We start from the raw sequence: 17,705 nt of genomic DNA, 5'->3' as shown, positions 1-17,705 counted from the left end.
TCAAGACCAACGTCTATTCTACGCCAGTTCCGGTTGCTATCGACTGGGTCTTTAGGTCAGCTTTCGTCTTCTGGGTCGATCATCCCCCACGTCCACGCGCGGGGGTCGCGGAGCTCTCCTCTTTGCCGCCCTGTTCTGGAAGTCCTCAATCGACTCCGGTTCGTCATCTGGTTCCTGTTTTCGCTGATGGGAGGGTTTTTCTCTCCGTGTTGCGAGAGATTCGGACGGGGAAGAGATCACTGGAGTCGAGCTGCGCGGCCCTCCGTCAGACTCATCCACGGAGGGAGTGAGAGACAGCGCACCATCCAGTAAATCATTCACCCACTTGAGAAGTGCCCTATCCGTTGGGGCCTGCTCCCCCATTCGGCGAGAGCGCGAAAGAGGAACGAGTACCTGCCTCACAGCCGGCTTCACGACGGCGCCCGGGAACAGCCTCTGCAACCGCATTGCCTGCGACTCCTTTAGCTGCACCGGCCCAATCCGAACGTAGTTGCCCTGGGTGATCAGCTCTTCAATCCCGCGTGATCTCAGCTTCTCTCGCAAACGTGCAAGTTCCAGGAGCAGGTCTACTTCCTCCGGAATTGGCCCAAATCTGTCGGCGAGTTCCCCTCGTAATTCGGCTTCTTGCTCGGGTGAAGTGACCGCAGCGATCCGACCGTAGGTCTCCAGTCGTAGTCTTTCTCCAGAGACGTAGTCTTCTGGAAGGTGCGCGTCGACGGCGAGTTCAACCCGAACGTCAACCTTGTCCTGAACCTTGTCTCCGCGGAACGCTGCAACTGCTTCTGAGACCATCCGAATGTAGAGGTCGAACCCCACGCCCTCAATATGCCCGGATTGAGCGCCGCCCAGCAGATTGCCCGCTCCGCGAATTTCTAGATCTTTCTGCGCCACCGCAAGGCCGGAACCAAGATCAGTGTTCGAGGCAATTGTTCGCAGTCGCTCTAGCGCGGTCTCTGAAAGAGTCTTATCCGGCTGATAGAAGAAGTAGGCATACGCCCTTTCCCGTCCTCGTCCGACTCGTCCTCGAAGCTGGTGAAGCTGAGACAGACCGAAGGCGTCGGCGCGGTCCACGATGAGAGTGTTTGCGTTCGAGATGTCCAGGCCGGTCTCAATGATCGTCGTTGATACCAACACGTCAAACTCGTGATTCCAGAAGTCGAGGATCACCCGTTCCAGTTCCGCTTCGGACAGTTTCCCGTGAGCAACTCGAATTCGCGCCTCGGGAACCAACTCTTGAACGTGCGCCGCAACCCGGTTGATGGACTCTACCCGGTTGTGAACGTAAAAGACCTGACCCTCTCGCAAAAGTTCACGCCGAATTGCTGCGGCAACCTGCTGATCCTGGTAGGCCCCGACATACGTGAGGACCGGCTGGCGTTCCTCGGGGGGAGTCTGAAGAACGGACATCTCCCGGATTCCAGCAACTGCCATTTCGAGGGTACGAGGAATGGGAGTCGCCGACATCGAGAGCACGTCAACGTCAGTTCGGAGTGCCTTAAGTGTCTCTTTGTGCTCGACCCCGAACCGCTGCTCCTCGTCAACCACCACCAATCCCAAATCCTTGAACTCCACAGCTCCGGTGAGCAGGGTATGAGTCCCAATGACCACGTCAACGGTTCCGTTTCGCAGGCCCTCCTTCACCTCGTCCGCCTCCTTCTTTGAGGAAAAGCGCGAGAGTGTTGCGACTTCGATAGGGAATCCGGCGTAACGTTCGGAGAATGTCTCGTGGTGTTGCTGCGCCAGAAGGGTGGTAGGGACGAGGATAGCCACCTGTTTCCCGTCCTGAACCGCCTTAAAGGCGGCTCTAACCGCGATCTCGGTCTTGCCGTACCCGACATCTCCGGTAAGCAGACGGTCCATCGGGACCGGTCGCTCCATGTCGGCCTTGACCTCGTCGACCGTCGCAAGCTGGTCGGGAGTCTCGATGAACTCGAAGGCATCTTCAAGCTCCCGCTGCCAGGGAGTGTCCGGGGAGAAAGCATGTCCAGCGGTCGCGGTTCGTGCAGCGTAGAGGCGAACGAGTTCTGCGGCGATCTCTCGAACAGCCGCCCTAGCCTTCTGCTTGGTCTTGGCCCAGTCAGTTCCACCCATTCGCGACAATCGCGGAACGTCCGATCCGCTGTACCGCGAGATCTGATCGAGGGAAGAAGTCGGGACGTAGAGACGATCCGCAGCCTGCCCTTTTCTTGAGGGCAGATACTCGATAACCAAGTAGTCGCGCTGGACCTCGGCGCCACTCGGACTAGTGGTTGTCCGCGTCGTCATTTCGAGGAACTTGCCGACACCGTGCTGTTCGTGGACGACGTAATCTCCGGCTTGCAGGGTCAGCGGGTCAATGCGGGCGCGCCGCTTCGATGGCATCTTCCGCATATCTCGGGTCGATGGTCCCGCTCGACCCGTCAGGTCCTGCTCAGTTAGAACGGCCAAGCGCTGCTCGGTCATCACGAAGCCGGCCCCGGCCGAGGCGGGAACAACCGCAACCACCGAGGAGTTCTGCTCTTCCGGAATCGTTTCGACCAATCTGGCCGCCACGTCGGACTCGCCGAGCACCTGGGTAATTCGGCGGCCCGCACCCCGTGCGGAAACTGCGACAACCAGTTCCCAGTCTTCTTGAATCAGTTCCCGTAGATCCGAGGCGGCGCGAGAGAAATCCTCTCGGTAGGGTCGGACCTCGCGTGCGCCAACCTGGGCCAGACTTGAGGACACAACCAGTGCGGGCGAGGGGGAACCCCCCGGACCCGCGCCTTCTTTATGCAGGGAAGCGGAGCCGTCCGGCCCAACCTCATCACCCTCACCCCCGAGTTTCATCTGCGCATCGGCGAGTTCCGGGGGCGGGAAACTTGAAAACTCCCACCAGGCTCGGGAAGCACCACGCTCCCAGAGATCGTCCAGTGGAACGAATGATCCACGGCGAATGTCAATGGGGGCTTTACCGCTGTCCGCGGCGCTTCCCCATGCAGCGTTCAAGAACTCTTCGGCCGTCGAGATAAGGTCCTCGCTACGGGCGCGCGTCTGTTCCGGCTCGTCAAGGACGAAAAGAGCGTCCTTGGGAAGCAGATCGATAAGGGGAACCATTGAATCGACCAGAAGCGGCGCCAAGGATTCGAGACCGGGAGCATATATGCCTTCGGACGCCAGTTCGAGCAGTTCCGCAACGGCGGGAAACTGACTCTGAGCAGCGAGCGCGCGATCTTTAGTCTTGCTTCCCAGCAATAGCTCGCGTGCCGGAGGAGCCCACAGTCCCTGTTCTGCCACACCCAGACCGCGCTGGTCCGAGAGATTGAACCAACGGACTTCCTCCACCTCGTCCCCGAAGAACTCAATTCGAAGCGGATGGGGATTGGTCGGAACGAACACGTCGACAATCGAACCTCGCATCGCAACCTGTCCGCGCCGCTCTACGAGATCCACAGGTTCATAACCGAGGGCGGTAAGCCGCGCGACCAGTTCGTCGCGGTCAGAAGCGCTTCCCTCCTCCAACATCACCGGCTCGATCTGCCCCAGCCCGGAAATGGTCGGTTGCATAAATGCACGGATCGGAACCACCAGTACTGAGATGGGTCCTGCCCCGTCCACTTCCGGAACCGGATTCTCTAGTCTGCGCAAAACTGCGGCGCGGCGAGCCATCGTATCGACCTGAGGAGAAAGACGCTCGTGGGGAAGCGTTTCCCACGAGGGGAAGATCTCGGCACCATCAATCCACGACCCCAGGGCCGAAACCAGACGCTCGCCTCGACGGCCAGAAGCCGTGACCACGACAACGGGAGTCGACTTTCCCTTTTGCTGACGCTCGGCGGCGGCCAAAGCTATCGCTGCAGGACGGATCCCCTGTGGTAGCACCAGCGTGCCCGTGCCGGCCGAAGCCGTCTGGGGGATGACCTCCCTCAGCGCCGAATCACGGGCGATTGTCGGAAGAAGTGCAGAAAGTTGCCTCAACGGGACTCCCTTGAGTGAAGATCCATTTGAGCCTTGACGAAGCCGCGCAGAACAACGTCAGTGGCGGCGTCGGCCGCGAGCGCGTAGGTGACATCCCACTCCCCGACCTGAGCCTTCGGAATTGGGGCGAGGACATACCTGGCCGGATCCATTGATCCCGGTGGTCTGCCGATGCCTATTCTCAGCCGCGCATAGTCTTGGTCCTTGAAGGCGGAAGAAAGGGACTTGAGCCCGTTGTGACCGCCCGATCCTCCACCCATCTTGAGTCGGAGAACATGTGCCTCTAGATCTAGGTCATCGTGAATGACCAGAATCCTCTCCGGTGCGATTCCCTCGGCTCTTGTGAGTCCGGCTACGGGCGGACCGGAAGTATTCATGTATGAACGCGAGTACGCGAGGATCGCCGGAGCCCTACCGCCCGGAGGGGCCAGGTTCACGCGGGTGAACATGGTCTGAGAGCGGTGCGCCGAGAACTTGGCCCCGGCACGCGATGCCATTAGCTCCACCGTCGCACGCCCAACATTGTGTCGCGTGTTCTGGTATTCGCTACCGGGATTGCCCAGGCCTACGATCAGCCATGGCTGTAACTGCTCCAGAGTTCTCACCTCTATCTACTCACCGACGTACAAGTTTATCGGCGCACGGCAACATATGTAGACTTGGCTACCGATCCGCCGGAAAGCCGGCACCCGTCTCTTGAACGTCAGGTTCTGAATGTTCCTTCCCGAATGCGGTGAGCACGAGGAGTTGCTCGGCATTGTGATTGCCGTTCCCGAGCCCTGGAACGCCATGATCACCAAGATTAGACAGTCTATCGGGGACGTGATGGCAACCAAGGTGCCGCCTCACATCACGATAATGCCTCCGCTGGCCGTCTCAGAAAGCAAGCGTCGCGACGTGTTCGAGCACCTGCGCCAACTCGCCGAAGAGCACAGGCCATTTCGAATCAGCCTCAGGGGAGCCGATACTTTCGAGCCCGTCTCTCCGGTGGCATTTCTCAAGGTCGTACAGGGTGCGGGGCAGTGCAAGCAACTGGCGGAGGATGTTCGCAGTGGTCCCCTCGACTACTCTCTTCGGTTTCCGTATCACGCACACGTGACCCTCGCACAGAACCTACCGTCTTCTGCGATTACGAAGGCATTGGAGTTGGGCCACAGCTTCGAAGCGTCCTGGATGGTTCAGGGCGTCCGTATCGACAGGGTCGAAATCGACGGTAGCTACGTTTCGACAGCCATCTTCGACTTTTCTACCGGACTGGCCTAACATGCCACGTCTCAAGTTCGTTTCCTAGATCGCGCACCCGGTCGGCACATCACAAAGCAAGCAAGTAAAGGCCTGCCTGGAGCAAGTCAAACCTGGCTGCCGCCGAGAGGTGGTGGCTCGCTGTGCGAGATAGCGAGCGAAGCTGCGGCGCGAGACACTATCAAGCGACTGCAATAATCGAGGGGTGAGCCACAAAGAGAGCCCCAACAGTGAGACAGCCACTACGACGAACGAGCAGTGGAGCGCGCGCCCTCATCATGTGTGGGCCGCTCTGAAAGAACCTGGCTTGCGGGCTAAAGTCCAGGAGCTGATGAAGGTCTACCGACACAGTCGGATTGGTCGAGCTGTAACCCGGTACGGCAATCAAAACGGCGCGGTCGTTGCGGGTGGCATCACATACATGTCGATCTTTTCTTTGGCCGCGATGATCACTGTCGGATGGACCGTATTCGCTCACGTCTTTTCTCAGAACCCGGAGTTCCAGACCACCGTCATTAGTTCGATCAATTCGCTTATCCCCGGGGTGATCGCTGATCCCGCATCGGGAGAGAAGGGAATCATCGATCCAAAAGGCATCAATATGGGCAGCGGGAACGTCGTAGCGGGAGTTATTGCGTTTGGTGTGGCTGTCTATTCCGCCTCTCGGATTGTCGTTTACATCAGCGGCGGCATCCGAGCCATGTTCGGACTTCGCACCTACCCTCGTAACGCCGTCGTCAACATGGTCCAAAGTTTTGTCGGCGTTCTGATACTGCTCGTCGCCGTGTTCGCAACCGCCTCGCTAACGCTCATTTCAGAACTGGCTGTCGACTGGGCCGACAGCACATTCCCTGCACTGAAGGAACTCCACTCTTCCTTCGCGTTCAATGCTCTTTCCGCATCAGTCCCGCTCCTCGTCAACGTTGCCGCTTTCGCGTTGTTCGTTCGATACGTGGCAGGCGTTCGTGTACCACGGACCGAGCTGGTAATCGGATCGATCGTATTCTCGATTGCCTCGGAGGTTCTCCGCACCCTCGGAACCACGGTCGTGGGTTCGGGCCTTAAGGATCCGGTTATCGCGGCCGCGGCGACCGTCGGGACGATGATGCTCTGGATAAACTTTCTTGCCCGAGCAGCGCTGAATGTGTGCGCCTGGATGGCGAATCCCCCGGCGGTCGTCGGAGGCTTAGCGGCCGATGACGACTACGTACGCCACACCCCGAACTATGTGACGCTCAGCGACGACGAGACTCTGACCTGGCCGCATCATCCGATTTCCGGGGACCTGATTCCAACCCGAGCCGAGGCGGGCGATCTGGAGGCGGAGCCGGGAGTTCCCTCGAACTCCGGTGACCAAGCGACGGTCGAAGCCGAAGAAGCTTCACCTGCTGCTGCGGACGAGTCTGAATAGGTGACCGTGTTCCGCGGCGCGCCTCGTCCTAGACCAAATACGTAACCGTCACCGGCGCATGATCAGAAAAACACGTATCCCAACCCTGCACGCAGACAACCGAAGCAGCTTGAATCGCGGAGCGCCTCGTCCTAGACCAAATACGTAACCGTCACCGGCGCATGATCAGAAAAACGCGTATCCCAACTCGGAGCACGGAAGATACTGAAGTTCTGGGCGCCTGCACCGAATCCCGGGGTGGCGTACTGGTAGTCGATACGCCAACCGGTGTCGTTGTCGAAAGCCTTGCCACGCCATGACCACCACGAGTAAGGACCCGGACCGTCGCCCGCCAATTGCCGGACCGAATCGACCCACCCCTGATCCACCCACCGGTTTAGGTAAACGATCTCTTCGTCGAGTACTCCCGCACGTTTGTTGTGGTTCGGTTTCCAGTTCTTGATATCTGCCTCACTACGCACAACGTTAAAGTCACCGGCGACAACCGCATGGCTACCGCCGTTGGACGCTTCCGTAAGCAACGAGTCAAACCTGCTGGTCAGAGGTTCGAAGTGAGCCATTTTTGCGTCCTGCCTGGGTGTGCCGACCTCGCCGGAGTGGAAGTACGCAGAAACCACGCGAAGCACGTGACCAGAAGACGTGTCGAGCGGGACTTCCAGCCAACGGCCGGAGTCGACTGGGACCTCTTCGTCTGAGAGTCCGCGCCTGACGTCCTCTGTGAGCCGTGGGGCCACGGCCTTGGAATCCTTACGAACAGCAACTCCAACGCCGGCCCTCCCCTTTATTTGCGAAGGATAGAAGACTGAGTGCCAGGAATCACCAAGCAGGCTCGTGGCGATTTGCTCGTCCGCGCGGACCTCCTGCATCAGAAGGACGTCGGGCCCCGCAGTCTCAAGCCAAGCCTGGAAGCCACGCTTCGTCGCGGCACGAATCCCGTTGAGATTGATAGTTGTAAGCGATACCAGAGTCATGTCAGTCACTGTTCCAGTATGCGTGATCGACACGGTCTGGGTCGATGGCCCCCGAGCTGCGAAGATGGGACAACACGGCATTCCTATACGCGCTCGCTATCACCCACCGCACTCTCTGGGGCAGAGGACAACAGGTCCCTGCAACGCTGGTCTGGCACCGTGGCCATAGGGTGACCTTGTTCTGGCGTCTTGGGAGGATGCGGCGATAGGCTCCGGATATGGTCGAAGATCACTCGCACTCTCACTCACACGCCGAGGCATCTCGTAAAAGACTCGCGGGAGCTTTGGCTGTAACCGCTGGAGTCATGATTGCGGAGATCGTCGGGGCGTGGATCTCCGGGTCGCTTTCCCTGCTAGCGGATGCGGGTCACATGTTCGTGGACTCGGCAGGTCTGATTGTGGCAATGATGGCGGCAGTCCTAATGACACGGCCTCCGTCGCTCAAGCGGACCTGGGGCTATGCGCGGGCCGAAGTGCTAGCGGCGGGTCTGCAAGCAGGAATACTCATCGGACTCTGCGGCCTCATTGCTTTTGAAGCAATCCAACGCCTTGCCAATCCGACCACCGTTCTGCCCGGACCGATGCTCTGGATTGGCGCAATCGGATTGCTGGCCAACATCATCTCTATGCTCATTCTGTCGGGTGGTCGCAATGATTCATTGAATATGAAGGCGGCGTTCCTCGAAGTGGCCTCGGACGCGCTGGGGTCGGTTGCTGTACTCGTTGCAGCCCTGGTCCTGATGACTACGGGTTGGCCATATGCGGACTCAGTCGCATCGTTGCTGATAGCGGTACTAATCGGAGTTCGGGCTGCGCACATTCTGAAGCAGTCGGTTCGGATCCTCATGGAGCAAACTCCCGAGGGCTTGGACCTGGATCAGGTGCAAGCGAGAATCCTTGCACATCCCGAGGTTCTCCAGGTACATGACCTCCACGCGAGCAGCGTTGGGACCGGACTTAACACGCTCACGGCTCACGTCGTGGTCACCCAGGAGTGCATCGACGATGGGAACTCTGTTCGGGTGTTGCATGAACTTCAGTCTGGGTTAACTGAAGGCCTAGCAATCGAGCTAAACCATATGACAGTTCAGATTGATTCGCCGACACATGCCGGCCACGAGACACTGGCCCACTAATACCCTGAGGCAGAGTCGCGATCGGTGCCGACGCGGGGCGCATACCTGCCGTAAATGCGTCCAGCACCCCGCCTAGGGGCGCAAGCCGGACCACGTGAACTACCTCAGTCCGACCGCCGTACTATTGGCGCTCCGCTATCTCAACCACATTCGTCAGTAGCATTGCCCTAGTCATCGGCCCAACCCCTCCAGGGTTCGGGCTGAGCCAAGACGCTACCTGCTCGACGCCCTCTGCCGCATCTCCAGCAATCTTGCCGTCGCGGCGCGCAACACCGACATCAATGACAACCGCACCTGGCTTCACGTACTCGGGGGTGATTAGGCCCGGGACTCCAGCCGCACCGATAATCACATCAGCCGAGCGTAGTTCTGCAGCCAAATCCATTGTGCCGGTGTGACACAGAACTGCCGTAGCCCCGACCTTTCGATTGGTTAGCATCAAGGAGATCGGTCGGCCGACGGTCAAGCCACGCCCGACGACACAGACCCTAGCCCCCTTTAGCTCGATCCCGTTGGCCGTGAGCAACTCGATAATGCCCCGTGGCGTGCAGGGCTTAGGCGCATTCGACGTTCCGTCAATGTCCTCAACCAGCAACCCCAAGTTGAACGGATGCAGTCCGTCCGCGTCCTTCGCCGGAGCCATCCTTTCAAGGAGCTTCTGTGTGTCAAGATGCTTCGGCACGGGAAGCTGAACGATGTAGGCGGTGCATGCCGGATCGCTGTTGAGCTGGTCAATCGCGGCCTCGACCTCTTCCTGAGTTGAGTCTGCGGGAAGGCGAACATCCAACGAACTTAGTCCGACCTCAGCGCAGTCCTTGTGCTTCGCCCCAACGTAAATCTGTGAGGCGGCATCTTCACCGACAAGCAGAGTTCCAAGTCCTGGTTCGATCCCGCACTCTTTCAAAGCGTCAACTCGCGTCTTCAGGTCTGCCTTTATCTCTGCGGCGAGCGCAACCCCGTCAAGGGGCTTAGCGACTTCCTCGCCAGACGCACCAGTTGGCCATGGATACTTCATTGCGCACCCCCAAGACGAGCGAGGTTCACCCGTGCGACCGGACTTAGCCTGACAGGCAATGTCGTATAACGGAGGGTCACTTCACGTCTCCTAGATCGAGCCAGACAACTTCCGTAACCTGGAACCTGCAAGAAAACGACAGCAAGCGTGGAACCCTCACTGCTCAAGTCCTGGGTAGAGCGGGTAACGGTCGGTAAGCACGTCAACACGAGCCTTCAGCCCATCCGCGTTGGCCTCGCCCTTCGCGCCCTGCACTAGGGCCGTCGCGATGATATCCGCAACCTCTTCGAAGTCTTCCTTCTGGAAGCCGCGCGAGGCAAGTGCCGGAGTACCTATTCGCAGACCCGAAGTGACCCTCGGCGGACGAGGATCAAACGGCACCGCATTCCTGTTCACAGTAATTCCGGCCTCGTGCAAGAGGTCCTCTCCGTCCTGACCGGTCAGCGGGCTGTTCTGCAGATCAACGAGCACGAGGTGCACGTCGGTACCGCCGGTCAACACCGAAATTCCCTGCTCAGCAACATCGGCCTGCGAAAGTCGTTCGGCAAGTATCGACGCACCCAGTAACGTGCGTTCCTGCTTCTCCTTGAACTCTTCCGTTCCAGCAAGCTTGAACGCCACGGCCTTCGCCGCAACGGCATGCATGAGAGGGCCGCCCTGCTGACCCGGGAATAGGGCCGAATCAAGCTTCTTACCCCACTGTTCACCGCGGGCGCTCATAATGACACCCGAGCGCGGACCACCAAGGGTCTTATGAACCGTCGAAGTCACGACATCGGCGTAAGGAAGTGGCGAGGGGTGAACACCCGCAGCCACCAGACCAGCAAAGTGAGCCATATCGACCCATAGGGCGGCTCCAACCTCATCCGCAATCTCACGGAAAGCCGCAAAATCGAGGTGACGAGGGTAGGCCGACCATCCCGCGATCAGGACTGATGGCCTAACCTCAAGGGCTCGCTCACGAACGGTGTCCATGTCCAGTCGGTAGGTCTCAGGATCGACCCCGTAGGCGTGTGGCTCATAGAAGCGGCCCGAGAAGTTAATTTTCATTCCGTGGGTTAGGTGTCCACCGTGCGCCAGTTCCATTCCGAGAATCCGGTCACCGGGCTTAGCCATTGCCATGAGAGCCGCAGCGTTTGCTTGAGCTCCCGCATGTGGCTGAACGTTTACGTAGTCTGCACCGAACAGTTCCTTGGCCCGGTCGATTGCGAGTTCTTCAGCGATGTCAACCCACTCACAACCCCCGTAGTAACGACGACCCGGGTAACCCTCCGCATACTTGTTCGTCAGGACGGAACCTTGAGCTTGAAGTACCGCACGAGGTACAAAGTTCTCCGACGCAATCATTTCCAGCGTCCCACGCTGGCGACCAAGCTCGCCGTCGAGGACGGCGGCAATCTCGGGGTCTACTTCTTGCAGAGGCAGGTTGGCAGTTGACTCAGCCACTCGATCTCCCTTGTCCGGGCGCCACAGCGCCGGGTTCTTGGCCCTCGCTGGCTGCGAGGCTTGCAGCATAAGGCTACCCGTAGGCCGGACCAGGACGGTGCGGGTGACCAAGGAAAATCGCCGGGCATTTTCAGGTGTTGGTGCGCAGTCGTGTGGAATACATAGGCCTTTGGTCCAAAACGCCCCCAAGGCGACCAATTTCTCTATAGGATGAAAGTCCCGGCACAACACACTCGGCGAAGTACTGGAACTCTTACGAGGCCGACGTGCGGGGTTACAGGAAGCACAAAGATGCGTTTCCGCAATTCTCCTCAACGGAGAGGTTTAGCAAGGAGTTCAAGCACATGAAAATTCGAAATTCGGCCGATGAACGACTAATGGACGTGGCAGAGCCCGTCGATCTTTACACCCTTGAAAGTCCACACGCAGAATCAACCGAGGTTGACCAGAAATCTCCAGGCGAACAGGCACCCGCTGAGCCGACAAAGGTAAACCTGCGACGCTGGTTCGGTTTAGGTGTCGGCATCATCCTTGCGATCATTGTCTACCTGGTATTGCCTGGGTCGCTATCTCATAATGGCAAACTCACTGCGGCCACAGCCGTTCTGATGGGCGCGTGGTGGATGACCGAGGCCCTACCGATTCCGGCAACGGCCTTGGTTCCACTAATCATCTTTCCCCTACTCGGAGATGAAATACCCATTAAGGATGTCGGAGCCAGCTACGGCAACGACGTGATCTTCCTGTTCATGGGTGGCTTCATGCTGGCGTTGGCCATGCAGCGATGGAACCTCCACAGACGTATCGCATTGTTGACAGTGAAATTCATGGGATCCCGAACTGATCGAATGATTGCAGGCTTCATGATCGCTACCGGATTCCTGAGTATGTGGGTCTCGAATACCGCCACCGCGGTCATGATGCTTCCCATCGGCATGTCCGTGCTACTTTTGGTGGCAAAAGTAGCTCCGGGCGCTGGCGTTAAGTCGGTCAACGAGAGCGGTGAAACCATCATTAAATCTAACTTCGCCACGGCCCTAATGCTGGGTATCGCGTATGCGGCCTCTCTCGGTTCGCTGGGAACAATTATCGGAACCCCGCCCAATACCCTACTTGTCGGGTATCTACAGGAGAACTTCGGAATAAACATCGGCTTTGGCCAGTGGATGCTGGTAGGCATGCCACTTTCAATCATCTTCTTGGTGATCTGCTGGCTACTCCTAACCAAAGTCCTTTTCAGACCCGAGATCAAGGAAGTGCCCGGCGGGAAAAAACTGATTGAGAACGAGCTCAAGGCGCTTGGACCATTGTCACAAGGAGAGATCCGCGTGCTAATCATCTTCGTTCTTGCGGCCGTCAGTTGGGTGGGAGTTCCTCTGATTTTCAAGCCGGCCCCGATCACCGACGCGGGAATCGCGATGATTGTCGGGCTGCTTCTTTTCACTGTCCCTTCAGGCACAGCGCGAGGTGTTCGCCTTCTCGATTGGCAAAGTGCGGTTCAACTCCCCTGGGGAGTTCTGCTGCTATTCGGTGGTGGCCTGGCTCTATCTAGTCAGTTCGGTTCCTCTGGTCTAACCGATTGGATCGGTGCTCAGGCGGGGGCTCTTGCTGGCCTCTCACCGATCATCATCATCGCGATTCTGACGACTGCGATCCTGTTCCTCACCGAGCTAACTTCGAATACGGCAACCGCAGCGACGTTCTTACCGGTTGCGGGTGGAATCGCGATCGGTTTGGGGATGAGCCCGATGATCCTTGCAATTCCGGTCGCTCTCGCCGCCACGTGTGCGTTCATGCTCCCCGTTGCAACTCCCCCAAACGCGGTCGCATATGGGAGCGGGTACGTGACCGTCGGCCAAATGGTCAAAGGTGGCCTGTGGCTCAATTTGATCGGTATCGTTCTGATCACCCTGACCACCATGACCCTAGCCGTTTGGGTCTTCGGCATCGTCTACTAGCCGAAGCGAAACGGTAGCCCTAGTCTTTGGCTACTCCTTGATTCTGGACCGCCTTGTAGTGGCGATTACGAGGCACCAGTATCAGGGAAGCCAAGACAGCCGCGGTGACCGAGGCGGTCAACACCGCCACCTTAGCTGCGTCGGCTTCCGGACTTCCACTTGTCAGGCTCAGTTCGGTCACCAACAAAGAAACCGTGAAGCCTATGCCGGCTAGAATCCCGACCCCTATGAGATCGACCCACCTGTATTCCGGATCTAGCCCAGTTCGGGTGATCCTGGTTGTCACAAAAGTAGTCAGTACAATACCAATAGGTTTGCCAAGTACCAGGGCCGCTACGACGGCAACCGCCACTGGACTCGTCACCGAATCGACCAGACCTGTCCAGCCCCCCAGTGGGACGCCGGCAGCAAATAGCGCAAATAACGGAACCGCCACACCCGTTGATAGCGGCCGGAAACGATATTCGAATTCCTCCGCGAGGCCCGGCTTCTTGTCTTTCTGTCTTGGATCGGAGAAGACGGGAACGATCAGACCAAGCAGAACGCCCGCGATCGTCGCGTGTACTCCCGAGGCGTGCATGAACGCCCATGCCACTGCGCCAATGGGTAACAGGATTAACCAAGGGGCAAACTTCCTTGCCGAAAAAAATTCCCTGTACCTATGAGTGATAAACCCGTAGAAGATGATCAGTACCATCGAAATCAGGAGTGGAATAAAACTGATGTCTCCCGAATAGAAGATTGCAATGATCGCAATCGCAATCAAATCATCAACGACCGCAAGAGTCAGCAGAAAAACCCTCAGTGAGGTAGGAAGTCGCGAACCGATGATTGCCAAGACTGCAACCGCAAACGCAATGTCGGTTGCGGTCGGAATTGCCCACCCTCGTGCTAGGTTCGGGTGGCCCGCAACCATGGCGGTATAAATTAGTGCGGGCACGATGACACCCCCAAAGGCCGCCGTAATGGGGACAATCGCCGTGCGAAAATCCCGGAGATCCCCGGTTACAAATTCCCTCTTGAGCTCCAACCCGACCAGAAAAAAGAAGATGGCCAACAGTCCGTCTGCCGTCCAGGCTCCGACACTCAGCTTCAGGTGCCAAGGCTCATAGCCGATCTTGAAGTCACGTATAGCGAAGTAGCTCTCAGACAGAGGGGAGTTGGCCCAGATCATCGCGAGGGCGGCCGCGATAATTAGTATTAATCCGCCAACAGTCTCCTTGCGCAGCACCACCGCTACACGAGTCTTTTCCGCCTGAGCGACGGATGCTGGGAATATTCTCTCGACCTGTTGCTGTGAGGAGGTGTCTTCCAGTTCGGGCATCATTGACTCCCGCTGACCAGACTTCCCAGCACACCTTGTTGTTTTCCGACTGAACGTATAAGAGCCTAGCGTTAGAACCCGTAGCCGTCTCGGAAATACGGCAAACACCGTATTATTCGGTCCCAATTCGAGATACTCCGCTGGTTAAGCGGCACAAATAGAGCAACGCCCCAAATCAGTCAAGCGGTCTGACCAAGACTAGTCGTCGCGGGCGCTACTGCCGCAATGGTGGATGTTACGAGACGAATATGGGCTCGCCGCATGGATTAGTAACGTGCCGACTCACGAAGCCCAGCGCGACGCATCGGCAAACAGAGTCCAGATGCTCAACAGTTATCAAGTGCGCGGCTATTTTCACCAAACAGCAATTTAGCGCAGTCGCGGCCAGTGGCTCTTCTTCCTTGAGGTTGCCACTGACCGCGTTACTGGTATTGCTGGGACCTTGCAAAATCGCCCAGTCTCAGCTTGCCTGGAGAACCCTATTTGATGAAGCCGAGTTCCTTGACGGCGTCGTACTCTTCCTGCAGGGCCTTGATGTTGTGGTCAATGCCCGCCTGGGTCGCGTCAGAGATCTCAAGTCCGTCAACGATCTCCCACTCGCCGTCCTTTGAAACACAGGGGAATCCGAACGACAGTCCTGCGGGAACACCGTAGTGCGAACCATCTGAGTAGGCACCTACCGTGACAAACTGACCCTCGGGCGTGCCGTTAACCCAGTTGTACACGTGATCGATCGCTGCACCTGCCGCAGATGCCGCAGACGACGCTCCTCGGGCCTCGATGATTGCCGCGCCACGCTTGGCAACGGTGGGACGGTAGAAGTCAGCGAGCCATGCGTTGTCAACAAGCTCGGTTGCCGGCTTGCCGTCAACGGTCGCGTAGCTGATGTCAGGGTACTGATCTGCCGAGTGGTTGCCCCAGACAACAATGTTCTTGATGTCCTTCACGGGTACTCCGGTCTTCGCTGCAAGCTGTGCGTACGCACGGTTCTGGTCGAGGCGCATCATCGAGGTGAAGCGACTGGCCGGGACGTCCGGCGCGTTGTTCTGCGCGATTACTGCGTTGGTGTTGGCGGGGTTACCCACGACCAACACGCGGATGTCACCAGCGGCGTGATCGTTGATTGCCTTGCCCTGAGGGCCGAAGATGCCAGCGTTGGCCGCGAGCAAGTCAGCGCGTTCCATGCCGGCGCCACGCGGACGCGCTCCTACCAGCATGGCGACATTCGTGCCTTCAAATGCGGCGTTCACGTCATCGAAAACCTCAACGGAATCCAGCAGCGGGAACGCACAGTCGTCAAGTTCCATCGCGGTGCCTTCGGCTGCCTTCACCGCCTGCGGGATTTCAAGAAGGTGAAGCTTCACGGGAACACCATCGCCAAACAGCTGGCCTGATGCAATGCGGAACAGCATCGCGTATCCGATATTTCCGGCGGCGCCAGTAACTGTAACAATGCGGGGTTCGGTCATGTTCTATGACTCCTGGTTCATTAAGGTTGCGATTATTGCTACGTGCATATTCTAGTTGGTCAACAAGGCGAAGTGATCGACACTAAAGTCCCCGTTTTCGGGACTCTCTAGCCCTTTCGGTTCGCCTGGTAGTACCTGATGAGTTCCTGAGTCGATGGATCTTGCTGATCCAGCACTGCCTGATCCCCCTCAATCGCCGGCAAGATCTGCATTGCCAGTACCTTGCCCAGCTCAACCCCCCACTGGTCGAACGAGTCAATGCCCCACACAGCACCCTGGACGAAGGTCAGGTGCTCATATAGGGCGACCAGTTGGCCCAGCACCGAAGGCGTAAGCCTCGGAGCCATGATCGAAGTCGATGGGCGGTTCCCGGTAAACACCCGCGCCGACACTAGGTCTTCGCGCGTGCCCTCAGCCCGTACCTCTTCCTCGGTCTTCCCGAAGGCCAACGCCTTGGTCTGTGCGAAGAAGTTTGATAGGAACAGTTCATGCACGTCCGCGTCGCCATCCTTCAACGGCCACTGTGGGTTCGCGAATGCGATGAAGTCCGAGGGAATCAAACGCGTTCCCTGGTGCAGTAACTGGAAGAACGCGTGCTGTCCGTTGGTTCCTGGTTCGCCCCAGAAAACCTCTCCCGTGTCGTAGCTGACGACTGTTCCGTCCCAGCGCACACGCTTGCCGTTCGATTCCATGGTCATCTGTTGCAGATACGCCGGAAAACGGTGCAGGTACTGGGAATATGGCAATACAGCGTGTGAGTCTGCTCCGAGGAAATTTACATACCAGACATTCATCAGGCCCATTAGCAACGGAACGTTCTGCTCCGCTGGGGCCTTCGCAAAGTGTCGGTCCATTGCGTTCAGTCCGTCCAGAAACCCCTGGAAGTTCTCTGGCCCAAGAGTGATCGCGAGGGAGAGGCCCACGGCCGAAGAAACAGAGTAGCGCCCACCAACCCAGTCCCAGAAACCAAACGCGTTCGAAGGATCAATTCCGAACGCTGCAACTTTGTCCAATGCAGTCGAAACCGCAACAAAGTGCTTCTCAACCGCCGCTGTCGCCTCGGGAGAATCTGTAACCTTGATAACCCCGGCTAGAACCAGCGCGTCCAGGAACCAGGTGCGAACTAGCCTTGCGTTTGTCAGTGTCTCAAGCGTCGTAAACGTCTTCGAGGTGACGATCACCAGGGTCGTCTCGGGGTCCAACCCCCTGAGTTTCTCCGCCGCGTCCGTCGGGTCGATGTTAGAGATGAACCGGGCTTCCATCCCCTCCCTAACAAACGGCTTCAATGCTTCGTAGACCATTACTGGGCCGAGGTCTGATCCCCCAATCCCGATGTTCACAACTGAAGTGAGTGGCTTGCCTGTGATGCCGGTCCATTCTCCATCGCGAACCTTATCCGCGAACGCGTACATTCGCTCCAGTACCTCGTGTACCGGCTCAACAACATCAGCACCGTCAACATCTAGCGTCTCGCCTTCCGGTTTGCGGAGGGCGGTGTGCAGAACAGAACGGTTCTCGGTGACATTGATCCGCTCACCAGCAAACATCTGGTCACGGCGGTCCAGCACGCCAGTTTCTTCCGCGAGTTGCAGAAGCTGGCCGATCACCTCGTCGGTCAGCAGGTTCTTTGACAGATCGACATGCAGATCGCAGGCGCGGCGGGTCAGTCTTGCAGCACGGGAAGGATCCGCTTGGAACCATCCCGGAAGATCGGGGACAAACTGACCGGCAGTATCCTCAAGCCTCCCCCATGCCTTCGTCTGCTCAGGGTCCACCGCGACGTTCAGGTCAGCCATA

General features: G+C 58.1%; 12 protein-coding genes. 4 read left to right on the top strand and 8 right to left on the bottom strand.

All coding sequences use genetic code 11. The features are described from left to right. Positions 1 to 51 precede the first annotated feature (51 nt). Positions 52 to 3,936, bottom strand: coding sequence for a transcription-repair coupling factor (gene mfd, locus U6G28_04850; protein ID WRS31016.1), 3,885 nt, complete (start codon positions 3,934 to 3,936; stop codon positions 52 to 54). Further along, positions 3,933 to 4,541 (bottom strand): aminoacyl-tRNA hydrolase, encoded by a 609-nt coding sequence (gene pth, locus U6G28_04845; protein WRS31015.1) that lies wholly within the window; start codon positions 4,539 to 4,541, stop codon positions 3,933 to 3,935. The genes mfd and pth overlap by 4 nt, the downstream gene beginning before the upstream one ends. A 109-nt stretch (positions 4,542 to 4,650) precedes the next feature. On the opposite strand from pth, the gene U6G28_04840 reads away from it, so the two are divergent. Beyond that, positions 4,651 to 5,199, top strand: a complete 549-nt coding sequence (locus U6G28_04840) for a 2'-5' RNA ligase family protein (GenBank protein ID WRS31014.1) — start codon at positions 4,651 to 4,653, stop codon at positions 5,197 to 5,199. Positions 5,200 to 5,383: 184 nt separating this feature from the next. Next, positions 5,384 to 6,589, top strand: coding sequence for a YhjD/YihY/BrkB family envelope integrity protein (locus tag U6G28_04835; GenBank protein WRS31013.1), 1,206 nt, complete (start codon positions 5,384 to 5,386; stop codon positions 6,587 to 6,589). A 131-nt stretch (positions 6,590 to 6,720) separates the two neighbouring features. Here U6G28_04835 and U6G28_04830 read toward each other — a convergent pair whose 3' ends face one another. Then, positions 6,721 to 7,560 (bottom strand): exodeoxyribonuclease III, encoded by an 840-nt coding sequence (locus U6G28_04830; protein WRS31195.1) that lies wholly within the window; start codon positions 7,558 to 7,560, stop codon positions 6,721 to 6,723. Between the two features lie 218 nt (positions 7,561 to 7,778). Here U6G28_04830 and U6G28_04825 point away from each other — a divergent pair, with 218 nt between their 5' ends. Beyond that, complete coding sequence (locus U6G28_04825) at positions 7,779 to 8,696, top strand: cation diffusion facilitator family transporter (protein ID WRS31012.1); 918 nt, start codon at positions 7,779 to 7,781, stop codon at positions 8,694 to 8,696. A gap of 121 nt (positions 8,697 to 8,817) precedes the next feature. On the opposite strand, the gene U6G28_04820 is transcribed toward U6G28_04825, so the two are convergent. Both U6G28_04820 and glyA read right to left on the bottom strand, forming a co-directional pair. Continuing rightward, entirely contained in the window at positions 8,818 to 9,711 is an 894-nt protein-coding gene (locus tag U6G28_04820; protein ID WRS31011.1) for a bifunctional methylenetetrahydrofolate dehydrogenase/methenyltetrahydrofolate cyclohydrolase, read from the bottom strand. Positions 9,712 to 9,867: 156 nt separating this feature from the next. Then, complete coding sequence (glyA, locus tag U6G28_04815; GenBank protein ID WRS31010.1) at positions 9,868 to 11,157, bottom strand: serine hydroxymethyltransferase; 1,290 nt, start codon at positions 11,155 to 11,157, stop codon at positions 9,868 to 9,870. 344 nt (positions 11,158 to 11,501) lie between these two features. Here glyA and U6G28_04810 point away from each other — a divergent pair, with 344 nt between their 5' ends. Beyond that, positions 11,502 to 13,115, top strand: coding sequence for a DASS family sodium-coupled anion symporter (locus tag U6G28_04810; protein ID WRS31009.1), 1,614 nt, complete (start codon positions 11,502 to 11,504; stop codon positions 13,113 to 13,115). A 19-nt stretch (positions 13,116 to 13,134) separates the two neighbouring features. Here the strand turns inward: U6G28_04810 and nhaA are convergent, their stop codons facing one another. The 3 genes from nhaA to pgi all read right to left on the bottom strand — a co-directional run bounded on the left by nhaA (position 13,135) and on the right by pgi (position 17,704). Beyond that, on the bottom strand, positions 13,135 to 14,442 hold the full coding sequence (gene nhaA / locus U6G28_04805) for a Na+/H+ antiporter NhaA (GenBank protein ID WRS31008.1): 1,308 nt from the start codon (positions 14,440 to 14,442) through the stop codon (positions 13,135 to 13,137). A gap of 476 nt (positions 14,443 to 14,918) precedes the next feature. Continuing rightward, positions 14,919 to 15,908 (bottom strand): malate dehydrogenase, encoded by a 990-nt coding sequence (locus U6G28_04800; GenBank protein WRS31007.1) that lies wholly within the window; start codon positions 15,906 to 15,908, stop codon positions 14,919 to 14,921. A gap of 107 nt (positions 15,909 to 16,015) precedes the next feature. Then, on the bottom strand, positions 16,016 to 17,704 hold the full coding sequence (pgi, locus tag U6G28_04795) for a glucose-6-phosphate isomerase (GenBank protein WRS31006.1): 1,689 nt from the start codon (positions 17,702 to 17,704) through the stop codon (positions 16,016 to 16,018). Position 17,705: the final 1 nt, after the last annotated feature.

This window comes from Actinomycetaceae bacterium MB13-C1-2 (assembly GCA_035621235.1).
GTDB lineage: Bacteria > Actinomycetota > Actinomycetes > Actinomycetales > Actinomycetaceae > Scrofimicrobium.
The sequence above is the reverse complement of the archived record's forward strand: the minus strand, read 5'-3'. Positions and strand labels throughout refer to the sequence as shown.